This window comes from Sphingopyxis sp., from assembly GCF_019459305.1.
GTDB lineage: Bacteria > Pseudomonadota > Alphaproteobacteria > Sphingomonadales > Sphingomonadaceae > Sphingopyxis.
This window is the reverse complement of record NZ_JAIBES010000008.1, coordinates 21,650-39,027: the sequence shown is the minus strand read 5'-3', so window position 1 is coordinate 39,027 and position 17,378 is coordinate 21,650. Positions and strand designations below refer to the sequence as shown.

Sequence of the window (17,378 nt, the reverse complement as noted above, 5' to 3'; positions counted from 1 at the left end):
ACTCCTGCTAGGCTTCGGGGATCAAGCGGCCAGATATCGGGCCGCGGGGGTGCTGGTGGACAATTCGCCCGCCATGGCCTGCCGGGCTGCCTCGAAGGCGGCCCAGCGGGATTCGTCGTGAAGACTGGGGATGGTCGCAAATTCGCCGCGCGCGAGTCCGGTCAGCGCGGCATCGACGAGCTGGTCGGCCCGCATGACAATCTCGCCGGGAAGATGCTCGACGGGCGTGCCCGCGATGTCCCAGAAGTCGGTTGCCGTTGCGCCGGGCAGGACGACCTGTACATTGACCCCGGTACCGTCGAGTTCGTGACGCAGGTTCTGGCTGAAGGCGAGGACGAAGGCTTTGGATCCGCCATAAACGCCGTTCAGCACTTCGGGGGCGACCGCGACGATCGACGCGATGTTGACGATCGTGCCGCGGCCGCGCGCAACGAAGGCAGGCACGATCGCATAGGTCAGGCGCATCAGCGCATCGACATTGAGCGATACCATCGCGCTCATCGTGTCGACGTCGGCGTCAAGGGCGCGAGCGGTCGAGCCGATGCCGGCATTGTTGACCAGCAAGGTGATGCTGCGGTCGTTCGCGAGCCGGGCTTCGACGAGACGAAGATCGGCGGATTTCGCCAGGTCGGCGGGCAGCGTGTCGATCTGGCGGCCGGTGGCTTCGCGGATCGCTTGTGCCACGCGCTCGAGTTTGGTGGCGTTGCGTGCGACAAGGATCAGGTCATAGCCTTGGCGAGCCAGGCGATCGGCGTAAAGCGCGCCAATTCCACTCGACGCTCCGGTAATGAGGGCGGTGCCCTTTGCTTCGTTCATCGTTCTTCCTTTCCAACAAGGGATGGACGCCGACCGGCCGTGATGGACGGGACGGACCAGAACGATTTAGTCGTGCGGGAAAATGCCGGTAGCGGGCGAAAGCGAGAGCGAGCCTCTCAATCGCGGCAAGGGTCGGGTCAGGGGCAGTCGAAACCCGAGCATGCGGCGCGCAGCCGCGGCGTCGCCCAGTCGATAAAGGCGCGCACCTTTAGCGGCAGCAGCCCTTGGCGCGGATAGACGATATGCACCGGGCGCGGCTCGCTGTCGCCGTCGTGAAGTACACGCACGAGCGCGCCCGACTGGACCTGCCCCGACAGCTGATAATCGAAGAGGCGCGCGATCCCGACGCCGCCGAGCGCCGCCGCCAGATTGCCCGCGGCGCTGTTGACGGCAATTCGCGTCCGCGGCGCGCAGATCATATCGTCGCCGGCGATGCGGTAGGTCCAGAACATTTGGTGGGTGCCGAACAGGATGCCATCGTGCGCGGACAATTCGCGCGGATCGGTCGGTGTGCCTCGCCGCTCGAGATAGTCGGGGCTCGCACAGGTGATCAGGCGAAAGCCGCCTGTCTTGACCGCATAGAGCGCACTGTCGGCCAGATGGCCAAGGCGGATGGCGACGTCGATATGTTCGTCGACCATATGGGTGCGCCGGTCGGAGGCGATGAGGTTCAGAGTGACTTCCGGATATTCGGCCATGAACGATAGCGCGATCGGCATCACATGACGCGCGCCAAATTCAACCGGCATGGTGACCGTCAGTTCGCCGCGCGGGGTGCTATATTCGCCCGATGCGCGCCGTTCGGCCTCGTCGAGGTCGGCGATGATCCGCCGGGCGGCCTCGACATAATCGCGCCCGGCATCAGTGAGCTGGATGTTGCGACTGGTGCGGACGAGGAGATTGGTGCCGAGATGCCGTTCGAGCTCGGCGACCTTGCGGCTGACGCTGGGGAGCGGCGCATTCAGCTTGCGGCTCCCCGCGGACAGGCTGCCCGCGTCGACGACCGCCAGAATGACCCGCATGGCATCGAGCCGATCCATCTGCTTCCTTCTCCCGCCTTGGACGATGATAGCGGAAATTATCTGACCGTGACAGCGTCGAGCGCCTACCGTGGGCGTCTCGAGCAAACACCCGCCATCGGCGATCGATGGCGGGTGTTTGGAGGTATCCTTGACGAAACTCAGCCCGGGGGACCAGCGAGCTTCCTGCGATATTCTGCGACGGGCATTCCGCCCCAGCCCCAATCTTCCATCTCGATCTCCTGGAAGATGACCCAGGTCCATTCGGGGGGCTTTTTGAGCACATCGAAAAGGACCTGGCTCATACCCTTGTAGATCGCGGCTTTCTGCTCGGGGGTTACGTGATCGACACCGGCTTCAGTGCCTTCCTTGGTGACCTGTACGGTTACAATCGGCATGATCTGTCTCCTCGCGCTCGCCGGATCAGTGGCCGGCTGACTGGCCGCCATCGACATGCAGGATTTCGCCCGTCACGAAACCGGCGCCTTCAAGATACAGCACGGCCTCGACGATGTCCGAAATATCGCCCATCCGGCCGACGGGGTGCAGCGCCGACAGGAAATCATGGGTTTCGGGGCTGTGCATTGGCGTCTTGATCACACCCGGCGATACGGCATTCACGCGGATACCACGCGTCGCATATTCGATGGCGAGGCTTTTGCTCGCGGCGTTGATACCGCCCTTCGACAGCGCAGCTAGCACCGACGGTACCTGCGACAGTGCATGGTCGACGAGGCTCGTCGTGATGCTGACGACATGGCCGCGGCCAAGCTTTTCCATCGCTTCAATGGCGGCCTGGGTGATGTAGTAGAATCCGTTGATGTTGGTCGAAACGACATCCGCATATTGCTGCGTGCTGTAATCGGTAAACGGACCGGCGAGGAAGATGCCGGCGTTGTTGACCAGCGTGTCGACGCGCCCGAATTTTTCGATCGCTGCGGCGATCACGCGCGGCCCGGTTTCGGGATCGCCGATGTCGCCGGCGATCGTCAGGACGTCGGGATTGTTCGACGGCTGGATCGAGCGCGACGTTGCGACGACGCGATAGTTGCGATCGAGATAGGCGCTGACGAGGGCAGCGCCGATCCCCTGCGATGCGCCGGTGATGACGACGACTTTCTTTCCGTTGCTCATGATATTTGACCTTCCTTTGAATGATCGCGGGCCAAATTTCATTGGTCCGGCCGGCGCATTTCGCGTCGACAGGACCTATCTAGGGCAGGTCGGTTTATGCGATAATCCAGCTATATTGATAGACATCCTGCCGACTAACGGCATAATGGCTTAGAGCTTGCTCGCGTCGAGAGCCAACCGGTTGAACGCGGCACGCAGCCGCGGCGCTGCAAAATCGATGAAGGCACGGACCTTTGGCACTGCCCGGCGCCCGGCGGGCGTTAGCAGGTGCGCCGGCTGGACCGGCGGTTCGGCGTCGGCGAGCACGACCTGCAGCCGCCCCGCCTTCACTTCGTGCGCGACATGATAGGAATAGACGCGCGTCAATCCGCCACCCGCCACCGCTGACGCCACCGCTGCGCGCACGCTGTTGACGATGAGACGGGGCGCGAAGTGAACGGTCCGCGCGGCGCCGGATTTGCCGGTCGCGGAGAAGGCCCAGGATTCCAGCCCGAAATGAGTCAGCGAAATGATCTGGTGCCCGACGATATCGCCCGGCGCTTCGATCGGCGGGTGCTGTGCCAGATAATGCGGCGCCGCGACGATGACCCGTCGTACGCCGTCGCCAACCCGCGTCGCGAGCAGCGACGAATCGGGCAGTTCGGCAACCCGGAGCGCGATATCGACCCCTTCGTCGATCAGGTTGACCGACCGGTCCACCAGAAGAAGGCGCGCCGTGACCAGCGGATAGGCATCGAGGAACTCATCGAGGATGGGGCGCAATATTTCCTCACCGCTGATCGGCGGCGCGGTGAGCGTCAGCAGCCCGCGCGGTGCCGCACGCTCGCCCCCGGCGAGCAGGTCGGCCTCCTCCAGCTCGGCAAGAATGCGGCGGCACGATGCCGCATAGTGCTGGCCTGTGTCGCTTAAGCGGATGCTGCGAGTCGTGCGGTGGAGCAGTTCCGCGCCCACATGAGCCTCGAGTGATGCGATCGCGCGGCTGATCGCGGTCGGCGAACGGCGGAGGCGACGCGCTGCGCCCGCGAGGCTGCCCTCGTCGACCGCCGTCACAAAAATCTTCATCGCATCGATGCGGTCCATCGCCCATCCGGAAACAGCTTTGAAAGGTTGATGCTACATGCGGCGCGCGCATTGGTCGAGCGTTGGCCATCCAGCGTGCCAGACCAAGGCAGGAAAATGCCTGCGACCTAAGAATTTGAAGCGTTTCTTCCTCGGCCATGTTGGCCTCAGGAGAACGATCATGGGAAGGTCAGAATTTGACTATCCGGTAGCACGTCCGGCGTGGAATTCCGGCAAAAAGGTTGGAACAAAGCGCCCGCTAAAGCCGCGACAGATCTGGGCCATTCGCTTTCACCTCGATCGCGAGCACCGACTTCGAGACCGGGCGCTGTTTGATCTTGCAATCGATAGCAAACTGCGGGGCTGCGATCTGGTGAAAATCAAGATCGGCGGTCTAGTGACGGGCGGAGAGTTGCGAACGCGGGCAATCGTAATTCAGCAGAAGACGGGCCGACCAGTTCAATTCGAAATCATGTCGGACGCGCGCGGGTGCCTCCTGGCGTGGCTCGAGCGTCGGGGCGGATCGACCGAGGACTATGCGTTCCCCAGCCGCATCGACCACTCTGCCCATATGAGCACGCGGCAATATGCGCGTCTCGTTGATGAGTGGGTCACGGCGGTCGGCCTACGAAGCGAAGACTGTGGAACACATTCGCTCCGGAGAACGAAGGCGTCGATTATCTACAAGGCGACTGGGAATGTGCGCGCCGTACAAATTCTTCTGGGCCACACCAAAATCGAAAACCGGTGCGATACCTCGGCGTTGATGTGGAAGATGCCCTGACTTTGGCGGAAGGCATCGAAGTCTAACGATCAATGCTCGACAACCTAGAGAGCGAGCGCTCCGGACTGCTGCGGAACGTCCGCTCTCTTTATTTGGCCGCCAAAAGCTGTCAGTCATTTAGCGGCCAGTGCAGGCCGCTTCCGACGGCGGCGGGTCTCATACGGTCGCCGTCGTGACAAACTTGCCTGCCTATCGCGGCACATAGCTTGTGGGCCGGCGGACGGCCACCATCTGGACCACTTGCCCTCCATGATACAAAACCTTCCCACACATGGTGTCCGGCCCGCCTATTAGATGGCCTTCGAACCGCACCTCACCTTCCCGCGACGCGACCGACATATTCACGGCCCCGCCGTCGAGCGTGAGGCGGCGAACGGCGAGAGTGTTTGTTCGATAAGGCGTGAGCGATCCCGCGTAGGCTCCATCGATATGGCCCAGAGCCAAAAGACCTGGTGAGGGGGCTGCGCCGACCTGCATCAGGAAATCCCATTGGCCCTGGAGGTCGGGTGCCTTCCCTGCCGGAAGGTAACGTGCGGCCTCACACAACGTGAGCGAAGGCGGAGCGGGCTCTGCCCGCAGGGGTACCGACACGGCAAGTGCCGCGGAAAGAATTAGAATAGCATGCAAGCGTTTCATGATAAGTCCTCTGGTTTTCGCGGCACCTGCCGCATGTGGCCGTTGCTCGCCCGCTGCTCACCTAGACAAGTCGGATTTTCGCGAGTAGCTTTTGGCGCTTCGGAGATGCCGGGCGGATGCCATTCACGATGCGCGAACTACCAGCGTGGCCCTTAGCAAGGCGTGCCGCGCTTATTCTCGGCATGGGCGTGCTGCTTGGCTTTGCGGCGCCCTTCAGTTCTTATCCAGCACTCAGTGCGCCGGTCCGGTATGCATTCTGGATTGGCATGGTGTTCTTGGGTTACGCTGCGGCGGTCGTGGCGAAGAAACTCGTTCCCGCAACGTCCATCTCGCGTCCTGAGCTGCGTCTTGGTGCGGCGGCGTTTGCCTCCGCGTTGCCGTTGACGTTTGTTGCAGCCTGGGTGATCCCACTCGTCCGGCCCGGTCACGTTTACCAACCGATTCAGCTCCCAGCGTTGTTCGCCGCTGTCGCTGCCGTCCAGCTCGCAATTGTTTTCACGCTACTGCGGAAGTCAAGTGTACCGTCACTACCGCTAGCGGAGCCATGTCGGTACTCGTCAGGCCCATTTCCGCGCGCTTTGCTTTCGCGCCTGCCGAACCGCTTGGGCGAAGATATTGTCGGACTCGAGGCGGAGGACCACTATCTGCGGGTTCACACGGCCCTTGGGTCGGATCTTGTTTTAATGCGTCTATCAGATGCCGTTGCGGCGATTGAACCTGACTTGGGTCTCCAGGTACACAGGAGCTGGTGGGTGGCTCACGATGCTATTTGTGAGGTCATCAGGTCGGAGCACCGGACTCTCCTCAAATTGAGGAACGGGCTAGTGGTTCCGGTGGGTAGAACATACTCAGGGGCTTTGCGCTCTCGAGCTGCTCGACTGCCGTTAGGAAACCTGCTGCCACCTCTCTGATGATCATTTGCGATATTTTTCTGAATGGCGGGACTAACATTCAAGATTGGTACCCCCGAGGCACGAGCAATGAAGAGCGGCAGAACTGCGTCGCGGTCAGCTCGGCAGCATGAAAATCGCGTGATGACGAGGTCTGCATCTAGGATGGGCATATTGGTTGGCCTCTCAGCAGGCAGAGAAAGGGATCGTCGGCGATGAGCTTCATTGGGCGCAGGTTCTCGGTGTACATCGAACCAGCGGCAGGCCACCAGGCGGATAATATTAAATGATCCACTCAGAACGGAAACGGATATCGGTTCGATCGATAGGCTGATTATCCGAATTATTCGACAAGTTCGGAAAGGAGGACCGGCGCCGCCAATTCGCACAACTGGCCTCCACGCGCTGCGCTCGTCGCAGCAATCCCCAAAATGGTCGAACGCGCGCGCTCCCATTCAAGGGAGCGACTATCACTCGGCCAAAATAATGAGTCTTGGGGGATTGTATAAAATGTTCAGGAAACGTTTGATCATTGCTTTTGTCGTCGCGGGATATGTTTCGATCGGAGGCGATCGACATTCGCAAGCGTTGGCATTCTTGCCACCTGAACCCTCGGCCGAAGCAAAGGCACGGGTTTTGAAGGACCGCCAGAGGAAGTATAATTCGATATTTCCTGGCAACACGCCAGACGACGTTCTGGAACCTTTACTGCAAGAAGTCGGCGTCTGGGATGCCGATGTCGAACTCTATGTCGGCGAGCATGAAAAGCAGCCCGTCCGCAAAACCGGGATTCAGACGAATCGCCTGGTTTCCAAAGGCCGCTACATGCTCAACGATTTTCGCTATACCGACGGCAGCTACGAAGGGACCGGCCTATGGGGGTGGGATGCCTACCACAATCGCTATTCTGGAATCTGGATGGACGGCGACCATTATCTCGTTCGCCATGACATCGGCTATTTTGATCATGCGTCGAAAACTATCCATTGGGAAGCGGACACGCTGCAACCCGACGGTGTGACGACGCGGTTGCGGATCACGGAGCGTTTCGCGGGCACGTCGCGGACGTTCCAGATGGATCTGATGGATGCGAGCACGGGTGTTTTCAACAAGCTGATCTTTATGAAATTTACCAAGCGCGCGGGATAGGCGGAGTGGCGTTCGCGGGTGCGACTGATTGGCGCCCGTCGGGTCAGCGGGCGCCGATCAGATCTTCGACATGACGCGAATATCGCGTCGAAACCTCGACGACCGCACCGTCCTCGGTGTGGAGCTTGGTGAGCCGCCGTCCGGCATATTCCGCCTTAAGCACGAGTTTCAGATTCAGGAATGCTGATCGGTGGACGCGGATCAGACCAGTGCCATCGAAACGTTCGGACAGTTGCTTCATCGTCGCGCGCAGGATGAACGTGTTGTTCGACGTATAGATCAGCGCATAGTCTTTGCTGGCCTCGATCCGGACGATGTCGTCGACGAAGACGCGCACCTTACTATTGCCTTTGGGTACCCAGAACGCCTGCTTCTCGTCGTCGACACCGGGCAGGGGACTTGTCGCCCGCTTCTCGCGCACGGCCTCTGTGTCCATCCGCCGGCGGGCGCGCGAGAGTGCTTCGGCGATCCGGTCTTGCTGGACCGGCTTCAGGATATAGTCGGCGGCCTCCAGTTCGAACGCTTCGACCGCCCACTCGCTGAGCGCCGTCACAAAAATGATCTGCGCGGTCGAGCATTGCCGGAGGCGACGCGCAAGTTCGACGCCGTTCAGCCGCGGCATCTCGATATCGACGAAGATCACGTCGGCATCGGCGGCACACAGTTTCTCGAACGCGTCTTCGCCATCATGCGCCATGCCGACGATCTCGACATCCTCGACACCCTCCAGCGTGCGCGTCAGTCGGCGGATCGCGGACTGTTCGTCGTCGACAAGAAAAAGGCGCAACGGTTTCATCTTCGCACTATCCGACCAGCGGGATGGGATGCCGGCTTCCGGCATCGGTCGAATCAAAGGTCAGCGGCATTTCCAGCGTCACCTGAAACTGCCCGGCATGGGCTTCGGTGCGCATTATTGCCCCGGCTCCGAACAACAGTTCGAGCCGGGCGCGGCAATTGGCCAGACCGATACCCAACCCTTTCGATGTCGCCATCCGGGCGCCTTCCGCAAAATTATTGCGGACCTGCACGTGCAACCTTTGCCCGACGGCGCGGCACATGATCTCGATGTGCAGCCGCTCGCCCGACAATGCCGTGGCGTGCTTCAGGACATTTTCGACGAGCGGCTGCATTATGAAGTTCGGGACGAGCGCCTCGTCGAGCTCGGCGGGGCAGGCAATCGTCAGGTCGAGACGATCGCGAAACCGGATTTCCTCGACGCCGATATAGGATTCAACCGCGAACAATTCGTCGCTCAGCGGGATCAGCGGGCTGCCCGATATCTGCAACGAAGAGCGCAGGAAATCCGCAAGCTTGTCGGTGATCGCCGCGGCTTCCTTGTTTTCCGCCGTGGTGATCAGGTCGGATAGGCTGCCGAGCGTATTGAGTATGAAATGCGGGTTCAATTGCAGCCGGAGCATCGACAGCTCTGCCTCGGTGCGCATGGCCTTTTCCTTCTCGGCATGGCCCTTGACGAACGACAGCCAGAACAGCGCCGCGTTGCAGGCATAAAGGCACCAGTAAACCAGCGCCGTCCGACCGATGATGGATGGCGTGGTCTGGGGCATGACCATATCGGGGAGCAGCGCGTGCAACAGGAACTGGCCGCCATAATCCGCTGCGGTCTGCAAAAAAGCGGCCGCGAGGATGGCGAACAGGATAGCCGCATAGGCCAGCCACAATGATTTTCCGGAAACCGCCGTGAAGCAGAGATACAGGCCATAAGCGATTGCCAGGGCGGTGAAGAGGCCCGTGAACAGGCTGAGATATTCTCCGAACGACTGCACCTGCCCGGTCAGGATCGCCGTCGGCGCGACGAACGACAGCAGCGCCAGCCAGAGCACGAGCGATAGTTGCAGCGCCAGCTTCGGTTGCGGAAACACGTCGAACGTGCGTTTTGCGGATCTGCGTTGATGCGAAGACCGCCCGCGCCCGCGCGTCTGGATCCGCCGCGCGCTGGGTTTATCCAAAAACACCGGCTCAGTCCTTCCTCGTCAGCATCGCGCGGAAGCTGAGGCATCCCGTCCATTCGCCTTTATGCCGCAGGATGCGGGTCCGTTCCACCGAAATTTGGAGGATTTGCCAGTCCGCAAGATGCGTTCCGACGGTCAGGGCGGCGCGTTCCGCGTCATCGGCCAGTCTCATCACCTCTTTGAGTTTGCGGTCGAGCCCGCGGACGTGAATCGACAGGGTCAGTTCGTGATGATCGTCCGACAGGCCGCAACCGCATTCTTCGCGAACAGACCGCGTCACATAGGGCGCGGCGTTGCGCTCTGCGTTGTCGCGTTCGCGGACAACCAGTCCGCGCGCGTTTAGCGAAGCGAGGGCGGCAAGTTCGAGCGCGGACGCGCTGTCGAGGATTGTTGGCGAAGAATCATAAGAAGACACCAGCTGGCCCTTGTATCGGCGGGGACGTTACTGCCGCCCTCATGCCGCCTTGATGCGTCTCGCCACGCTTGCGAGACAAAGAGGCCCGGTTGGCGCGACGAACGCGCGGCGGCGATTCGCAAGCGTGTCTGCCGCCGCCAGCGCCGACCGTCGCTATCCTCCTCATTCGTCGACGAAACCTGCGGCATTGGTCGCAGATGGGTCCCGGCCAAGGCACTGAAATGCGACGCGGCGGCCGGGATTCGGTGCGCCTTGGCGGCGCCCTTTCCCATGGCTTCACGCGACCGCTTCCAGCGCGACAGAGATTTTTTGAGGATGTTCACCATGAAATTCGTATCCGCCCCCAGCTCTTCCCGTTCGGCGAACAAGGGTGGCCTGTCGCGTCGGCGGACAGCATTTCTTGCCGGCGCGGCAACGCTTTCGATCGCTCTTCCTATGATAGCGCACGCACAGGACAACAGTGCAGTCTTTATCCATGCGCGCGAAGACCGCGACCCCACAACGGCGATCGAAATGACGGCGGCCTCCGACCGACTGATCGTCGACATCGACCGCGTGAATGACGCCGGACAGATCGACGTCGGTTCGATCTCTACGGGGATAGGAGGGGTAGCGGGAGGCGTCGACACCCTCTGGCTCGCCTCGTCAGGAACGCGAACGCGCACGCTGCTTGCGGATGATGTGTCGGTCGCAGGTTTCAACGGCGGGCTTGTTTATGAGGCTTATGGCGCAGATTCCGAGCTGACCTTGAATGTCGCCGACGGGACGACATATGACCAGACGCTGCGCCTTGGGGGCAACGGCACGATTAACCTGAACGCATCGAATGCGCCCACTGGCTCTACGGCTGCGATCCTTGTCGAGCAAGGCAGCACCGCGCGCGACGTTTACGGCGAACAGGGTCGGTTGACGCTGAATCTTCGCGGTTCGATCAACGGAAATGATGCGGATGTTCACGTCGATGTAACAGGCGCCGGCATATTCAACATGATCGGCGCGCGAATCGATGTTCGTCGCGGCGTTGCACTTTATACAACGGATCAAGAGGTCACGATCGACGCATTGTCCGAGCTGCGGGCAAAGGACAGCACGTCGCTTGACGTCCAGGATGCCACCCTCGTCTGGCTGTCTCGCGACGGGCGCGTTACTAATTACGGCAATATTGTCGAACAGGGCGACGTCGGGGGTCCCGGAACGACGCCCGACGAAGTCGCGACGGGTGTGTTAGTGACCGGCGAAGGCACGTTCCACAATGCGCGCACCAGCGCCACCAGCTTTGGCCGCATTGCGATGCACGGTAATGCCGTGGTGGTCGAAGGCCGCGGCGGGACGATCATCAACGACGGCTTGATTCAAAGCGACAAGGCGGTCGGTCAGGCCGAAACCTACGCCGCGATAACCTCGCGCAGCGTGAACGGGCCGTCGACTTTGCGCAACAATGCGAATGGCACCGTCCAAGGCATCATCACCAACACCAATGGCGACAACCTCGGCTATACTATCGCCTATGAAGGCGGCGACGGCGTTGACGTCGTCGTCAACGCCGGAACGATCAACGGCGACGTCACGCTGGGCGGCAGCACGATTTTCAACACAGAAGCCAGAGCCGCAGACGTTTTCCTGACTGCTGGCGGCACGGTCACTGGCCAGATCGACGGCGGCGTCGGCGACCATGACGCCTATGGGCGCTCGCTGTCGGCCAGCGGCACCTATACCGCGTCGAATGTCCTGGGGACGGCGCAGACGATCGGTTTCGAACGCCATGGCATCGAAGCCTTCGGCGCCGACGTGACCGCGACCTTCACCAGCGACGAGGTTCTGGCGAACGGTCTGACCGTGCTCGGCAATGGCACCGTCGTGAACCAGGCGGACATCACGCTTGGAAACGAAATCGGGATTGTCATCCACGATTCGGCGACCGGGCTTGATTTCATCAACGATACCGGAGCGGTGGTGAGCGTTGATAACAAAGCATTCCATTCGGACGGCGACGGTCTCGCGTCATTCACAAACCACGGCACGTTAATCGCTACGCAATTTAACGAAGCGGTTCAAATTCAAGCGGACGCCAAGCCCGAGGCGTTCGTCTTCGATAACAGCGGCACGATCCGCAGCGTGGGCGGGGACGGATTGTATTTGGAGGTCGAAGGTGACTCCACGACCCTTCCCGGCAACCTCAACTTCACCAATTCTGGACAGATCGTCGGTGGGGAGTCGGGCGCCGAGATTATGTTGGGTCAGCGCGGCCAGGGCAACGTCGACAACAGCGGCTTGTTCGAAGGGCGCGATTTCGGATTGGCGTTTCGCGGCGCGGCGCTGACGGCGACCAATTCGGGCGTTCTGCGTGGCCTTGGAGCAAGTAGCGCCGGTTTGGGGCTCACCGCTCCGCAGGCGACTTTGACGAATACAGGCACGATCGAGTCGACGGGGGCTGGCGTTGAAAACGCCGGGAACGTGGCGCTCAGCGCGGGCATGGCCGTGAACCTGAACAGCGGAGGCTCGGCGAACATCACCAATGGAGCGAACGGCGTCATTTCGGCGACGCAGGCGCGTTCGGTGGCGGTGGCGGCCGACGGTGTCGGCATTTCGAACTTCACCTTCACGAACAGTGGCCGCGTCATCGGAAGCGGCGCCGATACGACTGGCACGGCGTTGCGCGCGGCCGGCAACACATTCTTCACCGGCACCGTCGCCAGTGCGATCCATACCGATGGCACACGCGACCTGATCGTCAACGAGGGCGCGGGCCTGATTCAGGGCAATGTCGATCTCGGTTCGGAAAATGACCGGTTCGAGGCGCGCGGCACCTCGCGGCTTGAGGGTGACTTGCGGCTCGGCAACGGCGACGACACCGTGTTCCTGGCGGGCGGCACGATCACCGGCAACGTCGCCGGCGGGCTGGGCGATGAAGACACGATCGCGGTCGATCTTTCGGTCGCCGAACAGACGATCAGCGCGGCGCAGCACAGCGGGTTCGAGAATATCTTTCGCGAGGTCGAGGGCAGCGGGATCGTCAATATCCTCGGTTCGTTCGACACCGTGTCGCTCGATATCCGCGGCGTCGCCCTGCGCGTGCGAGCGGGTGAAACCGTGCGGACGACTGGCGATCGCACCTTCGACGGCTCGGACGAAGTCGAGCGGTTGATCGTCGACGGCACGATCAACGACTCGGTCCGGCTCGGCGGCGGCAACGACCGCGTGGAAATGGGCAACAGCGGCGGTATCGGCGGCGATCTGGAACTCGGCACCGGCAACGACACGCTACTGCTCGGCAGCGGCAGCACGATCGGCGGGATCGTCGACGGCGGCGAAGACGCCAATGGTCTCGACAACGACATCATCGGCTTCGAACTGACGCAGGACATGAATGCGGTCCCCGCTATCGTCAACAATGCCGTCAATTTCGAAACGATCCAGGTGTCGGGCGACCACCGCCTGACGCTCGGGCTCGGGCAGAGCTATGACGCGATCTCGCTGATCAACGGCGCCGATCTTGACCTCACCATTGCCGACGGCGTGACGGTGGGCCGCATCACCGGCGATGACACCGACCAGAATGTGACGATCAACGGCAATCTGACCGGCGGCGTTTCGCTCGGCGGCGGCAGCGACACGTTGACGATGAACGGGTTCCAAGGCGTGCTCAGCAGCGTGCTCGACGGCGGTGAAGATGCCGACGGCCTCGACAATGATGTGCTCAACCTCAACATCATCGGCACCACGACGTTTGGCAGCGGCGCTTCTGGTTTCGAAACGATCAACGTCGACGGCACTGCCGATTTGATCCTCGACGGCGACTTTGCCACGGGCCAGACGCTCAACTTCGGCGCCGGCGACAATCACTTGGTGGTCGCATCGGGTGCCGATTTTGGGGGCACTGTCAATGGCGGCGCGGGCATCGACCGGATAACGGTCGCAACCGACGCACCCGACAGCCGCACGCTGATTTCCGCGCAGATCAACGGCTTTGAAACGCTCGACGTCGAAGGCGACGGTACGCTGGCGCTCGCCGGTGGCGATTACAGCTTCGCGAACGGGGTCAATGTCCTCGAGGGCGGCAATCTCGAACTCGGGACCGATACGCATCTGACCGCGAACGTGACTTTCACCGACGCGTTCGACGATCGACTGACGCTGAGCGCGGGCTCGCGGATCACGGGCGCAGTCGATGCCGGCGAGAGCGCCGGCGACCGCGACGTGCTGGCCTTCCAACAGGCGGGCGGACAAATCAGTCGCCTCAGCGCCTTTGGTTTGTCGACGCTGACCGGCTTTGAACAGATGGCGGTGCTTGGCGTGGGCGAGTTCCACATCGATCAGAATCTGGCGGCTTTCGATGAAGTCGTGCTGGAAGGCGGAAACCTCGTCGTCGATGCAGGCAGCACGCTGACGGCCGATGTCATTGGCCGCGACGTGGCCGATCCGACGGCGGCGGCCAGCGATGACACGCTGAATGTTCAGGGCACGGTCCAGGGCAATGTGGCGCTCGGCGGCGGCAACGACACCGTCGACAACCGCGGCCGGATCGAAGGCAATGTCGATCTCGGCGCGGGCGATGACCGCTATATCGCTCGCGACGGCGGCGTTGTCACCGGCACGATCGACGGCGGTACGGGCGACAATACGTTCATCTTCCGCCTCGGCGGGCTGGACGGATCGATCCCGGGCAATGTCGCCAACTTCAACTCAATCGGCGTCTATGGCGCCGGAACGCTGGAAATCGCGCTTGCGGCAGGACAGCGGTACGAGAATTTCGAGCTGCTCGAAGGCGCCAACCTCTCGATCACCGAAGATCTCGGCGGCTCGATCGGCACGATCATCGGCGACGACAGCGCACAGGAAGTGACGATCGGATCGACCCTGACCGGCGGCGTCGATCTGGGCGGCGGCGACGACACGCTCAACCTAAACCTCGACGGCACGTTGTCGGGCAACTTGGTCGGCGGTGAGAATGCCGATGGCAGCGCAGATAACGACCGCCTCAACCTGACGTTGGGTGGCGATTCGCAGATCGGCGGCATGAACGAGTTTGAAACCGTTCGCGTCACCGCCGCCGACGGCGTGCGGTTGACGGTCACGGTCGCGATCGGCGCTGATCAGTCGATCACGTTCGAGGGCGACACCGACAACGAACTCGCGTTGACCGCGGGCGCGACGTTGCAGGGCTTCGTCGATGGCGGCGCGGGCGACGACCTTCTCGAAATCGAGACCGGCGCCGCTGACCAGCGCACCGTGGTTACGGCCCAGATCCGCAACTTCGAAAACCTGATCTCAAACGGCGTCGGCACGCTGGCGCTGACGGGTGGCTCTTATAGCTTTGACAGTCTCGCGGTGAATGGCGGCAATCTGGAACTGGGCTCCAATTCGCAGCTCGGCGTCGCCGACGGCATCGTGTTCGACGGCGCCGACAACCGCTTCACCATCCGCGATGGTGCAGAAGTCAGCGGAACGATCGACGGCGGCGCCGGCAACGACACGCTGGCGCTCGTCCAGGGGCCGCAGTTTGCACGCCTGCTCAGCCTGGTTCAGGCGACGAACTTCGAACGTCTCGAAGCGTCGGGCAATGGCCTGCTGCGCATCGATCGCGACGCGACCTTCACGGGCGGCGTCGGGCTCGACGGCGGAACGGCGCGCGTCGATGCGGGCAATACCCTGACCGCCGACGTCACTGGCGGCGCCAATGCCGATACGCTTGAAGTGTTTGGCAGCATCGCGGGCAACGTCGATCTTGGCGCCGGCGATGATCGTCTTGTGATCAACTCGCTCACCGGTATCAGCGGTTCGGTTCAGGGCGGCGACGGCAGCGATACCGTGGTGTTCGATACCGACGCCACCTATGCTGCGCCGTTCGTGCTCGCGGGCAACCTGTTCGACAGCTTCGAAAATCTCGGTGTGAATCGCGGCGTGGTCAGCCTCACCGGCACCTCGGAGTGGGATAACGTCACCATCGGCGGCCGCCTGATCGGTCAGGCAGGATCGATCCTGACCGCCGACCTGATCACCGTGACCCAGGGCGGAATCTTTGGGTCGGCCGGGATCGTCAATGGCGATATCAACGTGTTCGGCACGCTCTCGCCGGGCGCTTCGCCGGGAACGATGACGGTCGATGGCGACGTCACGATGCGCTCTGGCTCGAACTTGCTGATCGAACTGACGCCGACCGGCGGCACCGACTTGCTTAATATCAACGGCACGCTGACCATCGATGCGGGTGCGACGATGGACATCACCGGGGCGCTTGGCAATTTGCCGGGCGCGGTGCTCGACATCGTCGTCGCGGACGCGATCAATGGCCGCTTCACAACGATCAACAAGTCGGCGACGGTGTTCGGCTTCGTGGTTCAGAACGGCAACCGCATCCAGATCCGCAGCGAGTTCAACAACAGCAGCGCTTTCCCGACCAATGTTCAGGCCAGCGTCGCTTATTCGAACCAGGTGCTGCGCGCCAGCTATGGGGTGCAGGCCTATACCGCGGCGCTCAATGCGCTTACGGCCGCCGACGGAACGATCAACCAGCGTGCCTTCGCGCAACTGACGCCCGAAGCCTATGGCTCGGCGATGCAGACGAGCATGGAGAACGGACTCCAGCTGATCGACGTCGGTCGCACGTTCCAGCTGACGGCGCCCAAGGCCAACGGCCTCTACGGCTTCGCACACGGGCTGACCGGCGGCAGCGACATCCGCGGTCAGGCGGATACCGGCACCAGCCGAGCCGACCTGCGAACCAACGGTATGTTGGGCGGGGTCGGTTACGGCATGGCGGACGGTCAGGCGCGCGTAGGCGCGTTCATCGGGCGCAGCGACACCGATCAGCGGCTCGTCGGCCTCGACGCGACGACCAAGGCCGAGGGCTTCCTCGGCGGCGTCTTCGCCGATGCCGCGATCGGCAACCTCCGGGTCCATGCCATGGTCTCGTATAGCGACCTCGACGCCGAGACGCGCCGCAACCTGATGGCGTCGCGCACCCAGGCACAGAGTGACTATGGTCTGAAAAGCTGGGTTGCGGACGTCAGCGTCGACTATTCGGCCCAGATCGGTGACCTCACCATGACGCCGAAGCTCGGCCTCTCGTATATCAGCACCACCCGCGGTGCTGTCGTCGAGCAAGGTGCGGACGCGTTTGATCTGGCCGTGGCCGGCGATCACAACAGCGCGTGGCTCGCCGACGCCGGCGTGGTGTTCTCGGGCACGGTCGAGTTGGGTGGCGCAACGTTGATGCCTTACGCAGAGGTTGGCGTTCGCCAGATGCTCAACAATGCCGACATTCTCGTCACCGGCCGTTTTGACGGCGCGCCCGGTGCACCGATTATCGTGAACGGTGTCGAGCGTGACAAGACCGTTGGCCGCCTCGGCCTTGGTGTCGGCGCACGCCTGAGCGAGAATGTCCAAGTCCGCGTCGGTTATACCGGCGAATTCAGCAACACGAAGCGTTCGTCGGTCGCAATCGGCGCTTCGATCCTTTTCTGAACAGGCCGGCTGGCGGGATGGCCCGGGCCATCCCGCCTGCAT

Annotated in this window: 11 protein-coding genes and 1 pseudogene; 4 read left to right on the top strand and 8 right to left on the bottom strand. The window is 62.1% G+C overall.

Annotated features, from left to right (window positions below; translation table 11 throughout):
• Positions 1-21: 21 nt before the first annotated feature.
• From K0M74_RS00640 to K0M74_RS00620, 5 genes are all read right to left on the bottom strand, one after another.
• The gene (locus K0M74_RS00640) at positions 22-816 is read right to left on the bottom strand and encodes an SDR family oxidoreductase (RefSeq protein WP_293966908.1); all 795 of its coding nucleotides are present in this window, start codon (positions 814-816) and stop codon (positions 22-24) included.
• A gap of 137 nt (positions 817-953) precedes the next feature.
• Positions 954-1,856: a LysR family transcriptional regulator gene (locus K0M74_RS00635; protein ID WP_293966907.1), complete on the bottom strand. Its 903-nt coding sequence runs from the start codon at positions 1,854-1,856 to the stop codon at positions 954-956.
• 140 nt (positions 1,857-1,996) lie between these two features.
• Positions 1,997-2,233: a 4-oxalocrotonate tautomerase family protein gene (locus K0M74_RS00630; protein WP_293966905.1), complete on the bottom strand. Its 237-nt coding sequence runs from the start codon at positions 2,231-2,233 to the stop codon at positions 1,997-1,999.
• A 25-nt stretch (positions 2,234-2,258) separates the two neighbouring features.
• Complete coding sequence (locus K0M74_RS00625) at positions 2,259-2,969, bottom strand: SDR family NAD(P)-dependent oxidoreductase (RefSeq protein WP_293966903.1); 711 nt, start codon at positions 2,967-2,969, stop codon at positions 2,259-2,261.
• 150 nt (positions 2,970-3,119) lie between these two features.
• A complete protein-coding gene (locus K0M74_RS00620; RefSeq protein ID WP_293966901.1) occupies positions 3,120-4,049 on the bottom strand; it encodes a LysR family transcriptional regulator in 930 nt (309 codons plus the stop codon).
• Between the two features lie 160 nt (positions 4,050-4,209).
• Between K0M74_RS00620 and K0M74_RS00615 the strand changes: the two are divergent.
• The 3 genes and pseudogenes from K0M74_RS00615 (at position 4,210) to K0M74_RS00605 (ending at position 7,487) form a co-directional block, all read left to right on the top strand.
• Positions 4,210-4,838: pseudogene (locus K0M74_RS00615) on the top strand (tyrosine-type recombinase/integrase).
• Between the two features lie 726 nt (positions 4,839-5,564).
• On the top strand, positions 5,565-6,359 hold the full coding sequence (locus K0M74_RS00610; RefSeq protein WP_366932615.1) for a LytTR family DNA-binding domain-containing protein: 795 nt from the start codon (positions 5,565-5,567) through the stop codon (positions 6,357-6,359).
• A 489-nt stretch (positions 6,360-6,848) separates the two neighbouring features.
• Complete coding sequence (locus K0M74_RS00605; RefSeq protein ID WP_293966899.1) at positions 6,849-7,487, top strand: DUF1579 family protein; 639 nt, start codon at positions 6,849-6,851, stop codon at positions 7,485-7,487.
• Between the two features lie 43 nt (positions 7,488-7,530).
• On the opposite strand, the gene K0M74_RS00600 is transcribed toward K0M74_RS00605, so the two are convergent.
• The 3 genes from K0M74_RS00600 to K0M74_RS00590 all read right to left on the bottom strand — a co-directional run bounded on the left by K0M74_RS00600 (position 7,531) and on the right by K0M74_RS00590 (position 9,872).
• Positions 7,531-8,283, bottom strand: a complete 753-nt coding sequence (locus K0M74_RS00600) for a LytTR family DNA-binding domain-containing protein (RefSeq protein ID WP_293966897.1) — start codon at positions 8,281-8,283, stop codon at positions 7,531-7,533.
• Positions 8,284-8,290: 7 nt separating this feature from the next.
• Positions 8,291-9,367 (bottom strand): histidine kinase, encoded by a 1,077-nt coding sequence (locus tag K0M74_RS00595; protein ID WP_293966895.1) that lies wholly within the window; start codon positions 9,365-9,367, stop codon positions 8,291-8,293.
• Positions 9,368-9,464: 97 nt separating this feature from the next.
• On the bottom strand, positions 9,465-9,872 hold the full coding sequence (locus K0M74_RS00590) for a hypothetical protein (protein WP_293966894.1): 408 nt from the start codon (positions 9,870-9,872) through the stop codon (positions 9,465-9,467).
• A 435-nt stretch (positions 9,873-10,307) separates the two neighbouring features.
• Between K0M74_RS00590 and K0M74_RS00585 the strand changes: the two genes are divergently transcribed.
• Complete coding sequence (locus K0M74_RS00585; RefSeq protein WP_293966892.1) at positions 10,308-17,336, top strand: autotransporter outer membrane beta-barrel domain-containing protein; 7,029 nt, start codon at positions 10,308-10,310, stop codon at positions 17,334-17,336.
• Positions 17,337-17,378 lie beyond the last annotated feature (42 nt).